This is a genomic window from Oceaniradius stylonematis (genome assembly GCF_003149475.2).
In the GTDB taxonomy this organism is placed as follows: Bacteria; Pseudomonadota; Alphaproteobacteria; order Rhizobiales; family Rhizobiaceae; genus Roseitalea; species Roseitalea stylonematis.
This window is the reverse complement of sequence record NZ_QFWV02000006.1, coordinates 186,074-193,573: the sequence shown is the minus strand read 5'-3', so window position 1 is coordinate 193,573 and position 7,500 is coordinate 186,074. Positions and strand designations below refer to the sequence as shown.

Genomic DNA, 7,500 nt, shown 5'->3' with positions numbered 1-7,500 from the left:
ATTTGCCCATGATGCCCGGTTTTCGCAGTTCGCGGCCCATGAACATGTTGTCGGTGATCGACAGGGCAGGCGACATGGCCAGCGTCTGGTAGACGGTCTCAATGCCGGCATCGCGCGCATCGAGCGGCGAGTGGAAGCGCACCGGCTTGCCTTCGAGCCAGACCGTGCCCTCATCTGGCGCGACGGCGCCCGAGACGGCCTTGATCAGCGTCGACTTGCCGGCGCCATTGTCGCCGATCACAGCGAGGATCTCGCCCGGATAGAGTTCGAAGTCGCAATCGTCGAGCGCGGTCACGCGGCCATACCGCTTGGTCAGACCCTTGGCCTTGAGGATGGGATCGACACGCTGTTCCATCACACCGACACCTTTCTGATCCACTGGTCGACCGTCACGGCGGCGATGATCAGAAGGCCGATCAGGAGATAGGTCCATTGCGCGTCGGCGCCCATCAGGCGCAAACCCAGCGTGAAGACACCGACGATCAGCGCGCCGAACAGCATGCCCAGGATCGATCCCCGCCCTCCGAACAGCGAGATGCCGCCAATGACCACGGCGGTGATGGATTCAATGTTGGTCAGCTGGCCCGATGTCGGCGAAACCGAGCCGATGCGGCCGATCAGCGCCCAGCCGGCGAACGCGCAGATCAATCCGGCCAGCGCGTAGACCGAGATAAGCACGCGATCGACCTCGACGCCCGACAATTCGGCCGCCTCCTTGTCGTCGCCGACCGCATAGACGTGTCGCCCCCAGGCCGTCTGGCGCAGCACATAGGCGAGCAGAAGCGTCAGCAGCACCATGAAGATCACGCCATAGGTGAAGATCGCGCCGCCGATCTCGATCTTGTTTCCGAAGAATTGCAGCAGCGGCGCGTTCGCCTCGATCTCCTGGGAGCGGATCGTCTCGTTGGCCGAATAAAGGAAGTTTGTGGCCAGCACGATCTGCCACATGCCGAGCGTGACGATGAAGGGCGGCAGCTTCATCTTGGCCACGAGAAAGCCGTTGATGAAGCCGCACAGCGTGCCGCACAACAGCCCGCAGGCAACGGCGACCTCAGGCGGCAGGCCGTAGCGGAACGTGAACTGGCCCATCACGACCGAGGACAGGACCATGATCGCGCCGACCGACAAATCGATGCCTGCGGTCATGATGACGAGCGCCTGCGCGCAGCCGACAATGCCGACAATCTGCACCTGCTGCAGGATCAGCGTCAGCGCGAAAGGCGAGAAAAATTTCGAGCCCAGCAGCACGCCGAAGACGGCGACCGACAGCACCAGGACGATCAGCGGAACCAAGGCCGGGTTCTGGTGCAGCAGATGCTGGAAGCGCTGCAACGGCGTCTGCTCGCGGCCGGCAAAGGAGGCGATCTCCGTCGGGCTGGTCGAGGCGGCGGCTTCGTAATCCTGGGGGTTCATGACGGCGCTCGCTGGGCAGGATCGAAACGGACGGGCCGGTGCCCGTCCGTCATGTTAGCGGTTTTGACGGCCGATGTCGCCGGGACTCAACCCCAGCAGAGGTTCATGCCCTCTTCGACCGAGATGGACTCGACGCCATCGNACCGGCGCGCCGGTGACGAGCGCGACGCCCGTGTCGAAGAAGTCCTTGCCCTCGGTCGGCTCGGGCTTGACGCCTTCATCGGCCCATTTCTTGATCGCCTCGATGCCCAGCGATGCCATCAGCAGCGGATATTGCTGCGAGGTGGCGCCGATCACGCCGTCGGCAATGTTCTGGACGCCCGGGCAGCCGCCATCGACGGACACGATCAGCACATCGTTCTCGCGGCCGATCGCGCGCAGCGCTTCATAGGCGCCCGCGGCAGCCGGCTCGTTGATCGTGTAGACGACATTGATCATCGGATCCTTGGCGAGCAGGTTTTCCATGGCGCGGCGGCCACCCTCCTCGTTGCCGGCGGTCACATCGTTGCCGACGATGCGCGGATCGTCCTCGTCGCCCCATCTGCTGGGGTCCTTCACGTCGATGCCGAAGCCGGTCAGGAACCCCTGGTCGCGCAAAACGCCGACGGTCGGCTGGCTGACGGCCAGGTCGAGCATGCCAATCTTGGCGTCGGCGGCCGCATCGCCGAGCGTTGCCGCGGCCCATTGGCCGATCAGTTCGCCGGCGAGGAAGTTGTCGGTGGCGAACGTCGCGTCGGCGGCATCGATCGGATCGAGCGGCGTGTCGAGCGCGATCACAAGTAGGCCCGCGTCACGCGCCTGCTGTACCGAAGAGACGATGGACGATGTGTCCGAAGCGGTGATCAGGATGCCCTTGGCCCCGTCGGCAATGCAGGTCTCGATGGCCTGGACCTGGGTCTCATGATCGCCATCGATCTTGCCAGCGAACGATTTGAGATCGATGCCGAGTTCCTCGGCCTTGGCCGTGGCGCCCTCGCGCATCTTGACGAAGAACGGGTTGGTGTCGGTCTTGGTGATGAGGCAGGCGCCGATCGCGTGATCGTCGGCGCTGGCCGGCACGGTGAAAGCGGCAGTGGCGGCGAGCGCGCCGGCGCATGCGGCAAGAAGCGTCTTTTTCATGTTTCCTCCCATGGCGGCCATGCCGCCGAACATTTTCCTCCCGCCCGGCAAATGGACGAGCGCGGTCAATGGACACCAAGCGAACCAACCTGTCAATAATTAAATCAACTTGATTTATTAATTCCCATTTGGTCTATTCCCACCTGCCAGGCGCGCTGGGAGGGCGCATTGACCGTCGCTCGATCCACCAATCCAGAACCAGCAACCAGTCCGGCACCGCAGATCAGCGGCGCCAACCAGAGTGGTGTCCGGGCGCATAACGAACGGGTGATCCTGTCGCTCCTGCGCCGTCATGGCGCGCTGTCGAAGGCCGAGATCGCGCGGCTGACCGGCCTGTCCGCGCAAACCATCTCGGTCATCAACCGCCAGCTTGAAAAGGACAGTTTGGTGATGCGCGCGCAGCGCGTACGCGGCAAGGTCGGCCAGCCCTCGACGCCGATGACACTGAACCCCGATGGCGCATTTTCGGTCGGCCTCAGGATCGGCCGGCGCAGCGCCGATCTGTCGCTGATGGATTTCACCGGCATCGTCCGCAAGCAGATCCGCACCACGCATGCCTTTCCGACGCCCGATTCCATCATGGCCTTTCTCGCCGACAGCCTGCCGGCCCTGGTCGAGACCCTCGATCCGGCGATCCGCGACCGGATCATCGGCATCGGCGTGGCGTCTCCGTTCGAGCTTTGGCATTGGCTGGACCGCGTCGGCGCACCATCGACGCAGATGCAGCAATGGCGCGGTTTCGACCTTGTCGCGGCCGCGCGGGCGCAGACCGACCTCGATGTCATGCTGGTCAACGATGCGTCCAGCGCGTGCCTGGCCGAACTGACGGTCGGCGACGGGCGCGAGATTCGCGACTTCGCCTATTTCTTCGTCGGCTTCTTCATTGGCGGCGGCATTGTGCTCAATCATGCGCTGCAGACCGGCGCCACGGGCAATGCGGCGGCGTTCGGCCCCCTGCCCTCGCGCGATCCGCGCCGTGGCAATGGCGGCCAGCTGATCGACACGGCCTCCTTGTTCACGCTGGAAAGGTCGCTGATCGAGGCCGGCATCGATCCAGCCGATCTGTGGCGCCAGACCGAGGACTGGAGCGGCTTTGAACCGCAGCTGACCCAATGGCTGGCCGGGACGGCGCAAAGCATGGCCGACGCGATCGTCACCGTCTGCGCCGTTTTCGATTTCCCCGTCATTGTCGTCGATGGCGCTTTTCCGGCCAGGGTCCGGGCCGACCTGACCGCACGGATCAACGCTGCCATCGAAAGCTGCAACACCAACGGCATCCTCGTGCCGGAAATCGTCAGCGGCAGCGTCGGCAGCAATGCACGGGCCATCGGCGCTTCCATGCTGCCGATCTCCGACCGGTTTCTGGTCCAGCGGACCAGCGCCGCCGCCTGACCGGCTCCGCACCGCTTCCCAAAAAGGTCACGCTGCGGAAGGTTCGAAGCGGTGTGTGCATTTTTTGTGCGGCGCAAAAGAACTGAACATCTTTTAGGCATCCTGACATTTTCTGACGCCGGGGAACGCGTGCCCGGCATATGGCGCCTTCCATGCGACTCGCACCGGGAATCAAGGTCCGGCCGCCCTCTTTCGCCACTTGGCACGGCTGTTGCTTCGTTCCTCGCGTCAGATTTCATCGCACGGAGCGTCAAAATGATCACAGCCGCCAAAAACCACCGCCTTCTGCTTGCCTCATGCCTTCTTGCAACCACCGCGCTGATCGGCGCCGCCCAGGCGCAGGAAGAGCCGATCAAGGTCGGCGTCCTGCACTCGCTGTCCGGAACGATGGCGATTTCCGAGACGACATTGAAAGACACGATCGAGATGCTCGTCGACGACCAGAACGAAAAGGGCGGCCTGCTCGGCCGGCCACTGGAAGCGGTGGTGGTCGATCCGGCTTCCGACTGGCCGCTGTTTGCCGAAAAGGCGCGCGAACTGCTCACCGTCGAGGAAGTCGACGTGATCTTCGGATCGTGGACCTCGGTCAGCCGCAAGGCGGCCCTGCCGGTTCTCGAAGAGCTCAACGGGCTGATGTTCTACCCGGTCCAGTATGAGGGCGAGGAAAGCTCGAAGAACGTCTTCTACACCGGCGCTGCTCCCAACCAGCAGGCGATCCCGGCGACCGACTATTTCCTCGAGGAGCTTGGCGTCGAGAAGTTCGCGCTTCTGGGCACCGATTATGTCTATCCGCGCACGACCAACCGCATCCTCGAACAGTATTTGAAGGACAATGGCATCGCCGAGGAGGATATCTTCGTCAACTACACGCCGTTCGGCCATTCGGACTGGTCGTCGATCGTCGCCGATGTCGTCGCGCTCGGCGCCGACGGCAAGAAGGTCGGCGTGATCTCGACCATCAATGGCGATGCCAATGTGGGCTTTTACAAGGAACTCGCCGCGGCCGGCATCTCCGCCGACGACATTCCGGTCGTCGCCTTCTCGGTGGGCGAAGAAGAGCTGTCGGGCCTCGATACGTCCGATCTGGTCGGCCATCTGGCCGCGTGGAACTATTTCCAGTCCGCCGACACCGAGGCCAATGAGGCGTTCGTGGCCGCCTGGAAGGCACGGATGGGCGAGGACCGGGTGACCAACGACCCGATGGAGGCGCACTATATCGGCTTCAACATGTGGGTGAACGCGGTTACCGAAGCCGGCACCACCGACGTTGACGCCGTTCGCGAAGCCATGTGGGGCCAGGAGTTCCCGAACCTGACCGGCGGCACGGCGACCATGCTGCCCAACCACCACCTGACCAAGCCCGTCCTGATCGGCGAGATCACCGAGGACGGCCAGTTCGACATCATCAGCCAGACCGAGGAAGTGCCGGGCGATGCCTGGACCGACTTCCTGCCGGAAAGCGCGGTGCTCGTCTCCAACTGGCAGGAGCTGGGTTGCGGCATGTTCAACACCGAAACCGAGACCTGCGTGCAGATCGAATCCAACTACTGATCTGACGTTCCAAAAGCGTTCGGAAGGGCCGCCGGCCCTTCCGGTACATGCATCGGGGTATCGGGCTGATCATGATCAGACTTCTAGTGGTCCTTGCGATTGCGTGCCTTGGCGCGATCGGCCCGGCCCATGCGCAGACAGGCCCGATCCAGGCCGTCCTTCAGGACAATCGCGCCGACATCGAGCGGGCCTCGCGGCGCACCGTGCAACCGGTGCTCGATGCGATCATCGCCACCGGCAGCGAGCGGGCTCCTCTTTTCCTCGAGCGCTGGCGCGACCGTGTCGTTTTTCAGCGGGACGCGGACGGGCTGTTCTTCCTTGTCGAGGATGAAGACGCCGACCCGATGAAACTCATCGACATCGATACGGGCGAATTCTTCGGCGACGTCCCCGAGGACGGTATGAGCCAGCTTCGCCCCAACTCCGGCGTGCGCGGCGTGATTGCGACGGCGCTGGTCCAGTTCCAGCTTTCCGATCCCGATCCCGAACGGCGCGCCGCCGGCCTGACCGCCATCGAGCGCGATCCGGAGGCGTCGCACCTGACGGCCCTGCGCGCGTCGATCAACGGCGAGGCCGACCCGGCGCTGCTGGCGCGCAAGACGCGGCTCGAGCGGCTTCTGACCGCCACGTTCGACGATGACGAGGCGGCCCGCGTCGACGCCATCGAAAGCTTTGCGGGCGACATCGCCGTCGATGTGCGGGCGACGCTCAATCCGCTCTTGTCGACGCGCATGCGTGCCGCCGAGACGCTGCCCGAAAACACCAACATCGCCCGCGTGCTGGAACCGGGCGTAAACATCGCCATCGACGAAGCCTACGCCATGCTGGTCAGCGCCGATCTGGCACCGGCCCTTGTCGATGCGGAGACGCGCGACGCGGCGCTGATCGCCAACATCGACAATGGCACGGTTGCCGGCATCGCCGTTGCGACGCTCGACACCAATGCCGCACGCGATGCCGCCTATGCGGCGCTGGCCCGGTCGGGCACCGTGCCGCCGGCGGTGACCGTCGAAGAGCGGGCTGCGGCGGTAAACGAGCACGTCTTCTTCGAGACCTACAATGAACCGTCGCAGGCCGTCACCGATGCGGCGGCGCAGACGCTCAATGCCATCGAAAGCCGTGTCGGCGCCTACCGCGTCGTCGATCTGGGTCTCGACGGTCTCTCGCTGGCCTCGATCTACTTCCTCGCCGCCATCGGCCTTGCCATCACCTTCGGGGTGATGGGCGTCATCAACATGGCGCATGGCGAATTCATCATGATCGGCGCCTATACGGGCTTCGTCGTTCAGCAGTTCGTGCCCAACTACACCGCGTCGATCGTCATCGCGCTGCCGCTGGCGTTCGCAATCGCCTTCCTTGCCGGCGTCGCGCTCGAACGGCTGGTGATCCGCCATCTGATGCATCGGCCGCTTGAAACGCTTCTGGCGACGTTCGGCATCTCGATTGCGCTGCAGCAGCTTGCCAAGAACATTTTCGGCACGCAGGCCCGGCCGCTGACAGCGCCGGGCTGGCTCGACGGCGCATGGTCGCTCAACGATGTGGTTTCGATCAGCTACATAAGGATCGCGATCTTTGCCCTCGCCGTCATCTTCTTCGTCCTGTTGTGGTTCATCCTCAACCGCACGCGGCTCGGGCTCGAAGTGCGCGCCGTCACGCAGAATTCGCGCATGGCCGCCTCGATGGGCATCAGTCCCGACCGGGTGAACATGCTGACCTTCGGCCTCGGCTCGGGCATTGCCGGCATTGCCGGTGTCGCCATCGGGCTTTACGCGCAGGTCACCTCGGAACTTGGCGCCTCCTACATCGTCCAGAGCTTCATGACCGTAGTTGTCGGCGGGGTCGGCAACATCTGGGGCACGCTGGCCGGCGCCGGCATGATCGGCTCGCTGCAGAAGATCATCGAATGGTTCAACCCGGCCAACACGCTGGCCGCGCAGACCTACATGATCATCTTCATCATCATCTTCATCCAGTTCCGTCCCAAGGGCATCTTCGCCCTCAAGGGCCGCGCGGCGGGAGACTGAG

At 64.0% G+C, this 7,500-nt stretch carries 5 protein-coding genes and 1 pseudogene; 3 read left to right on the top strand and 3 right to left on the bottom strand.

The genetic code is table 11. The features are described from left to right. The 3 genes and pseudogenes from DEM25_RS10945 to DEM25_RS10935 form a co-directional block, all read right to left on the bottom strand. Positions 1 to 355: ATP-binding cassette domain-containing protein (locus DEM25_RS10945; RefSeq protein ID WP_147393313.1), on the bottom strand; the 355-nt coding region annotated here is incomplete at its 3' end. Further along, positions 355 to 1,413: an ABC transporter permease gene (locus DEM25_RS10940; protein ID WP_109767238.1), complete on the bottom strand. Its 1,059-nt coding sequence runs from the start codon at positions 1,411 to 1,413 to the stop codon at positions 355 to 357. The genes DEM25_RS10945 and DEM25_RS10940, both read right to left, overlap by 1 nt. An 86-nt stretch (positions 1,414 to 1,499) precedes the next feature. Then, positions 1,500 to 2,532, bottom strand: a pseudogene (locus tag DEM25_RS10935) (sugar ABC transporter substrate-binding protein). A gap of 168 nt (positions 2,533 to 2,700) precedes the next feature. Between DEM25_RS10935 and DEM25_RS10930 the strand changes: the two are divergent. From DEM25_RS10930 to urtB, 3 genes are all read left to right on the top strand, one after another. Beyond that, positions 2,701 to 3,924 carry an ROK family transcriptional regulator gene (locus DEM25_RS10930; protein WP_109767239.1) on the top strand — a complete coding sequence of 408 codons (1,224 nt, stop codon included), beginning with the start codon at positions 2,701 to 2,703 and terminating at the stop codon, positions 3,922 to 3,924. A 255-nt stretch (positions 3,925 to 4,179) separates the two neighbouring features. Further along, a complete protein-coding gene (urtA, locus tag DEM25_RS10925) occupies positions 4,180 to 5,475 on the top strand; it encodes an urea ABC transporter substrate-binding protein (RefSeq protein ID WP_109767240.1) in 1,296 nt (431 codons plus the stop codon). 71 nt (positions 5,476 to 5,546) lie between these two features. Beyond that, complete coding sequence (urtB, locus tag DEM25_RS10920) at positions 5,547 to 7,499, top strand: urea ABC transporter permease subunit UrtB (protein ID WP_109767371.1); 1,953 nt, start codon at positions 5,547 to 5,549, stop codon at positions 7,497 to 7,499. The last annotated feature ends 1 nt before the right edge of the window (position 7,500 follow it).

Bases quoted from the DNA above. Each gene is read 5' to 3' on its own strand.
- DEM25_RS10940 (WP_109767238.1), bottom strand. From the start codon at position 1,413: ATGAACCCCCAGGATTACGAAGCCGCCGCCTCGACCAGCCCGACGGAG.
- urtA (WP_109767240.1), top strand. From the start codon at position 4,180: ATGATCACAGCCGCCAAAAACCACCGCCTTCTGCTTGCCTCATGCCTT.
- urtB (WP_109767371.1), top strand. From the start codon at position 5,547: ATGATCAGACTTCTAGTGGTCCTTGCGATTGCGTGCCTTGGCGCGATC.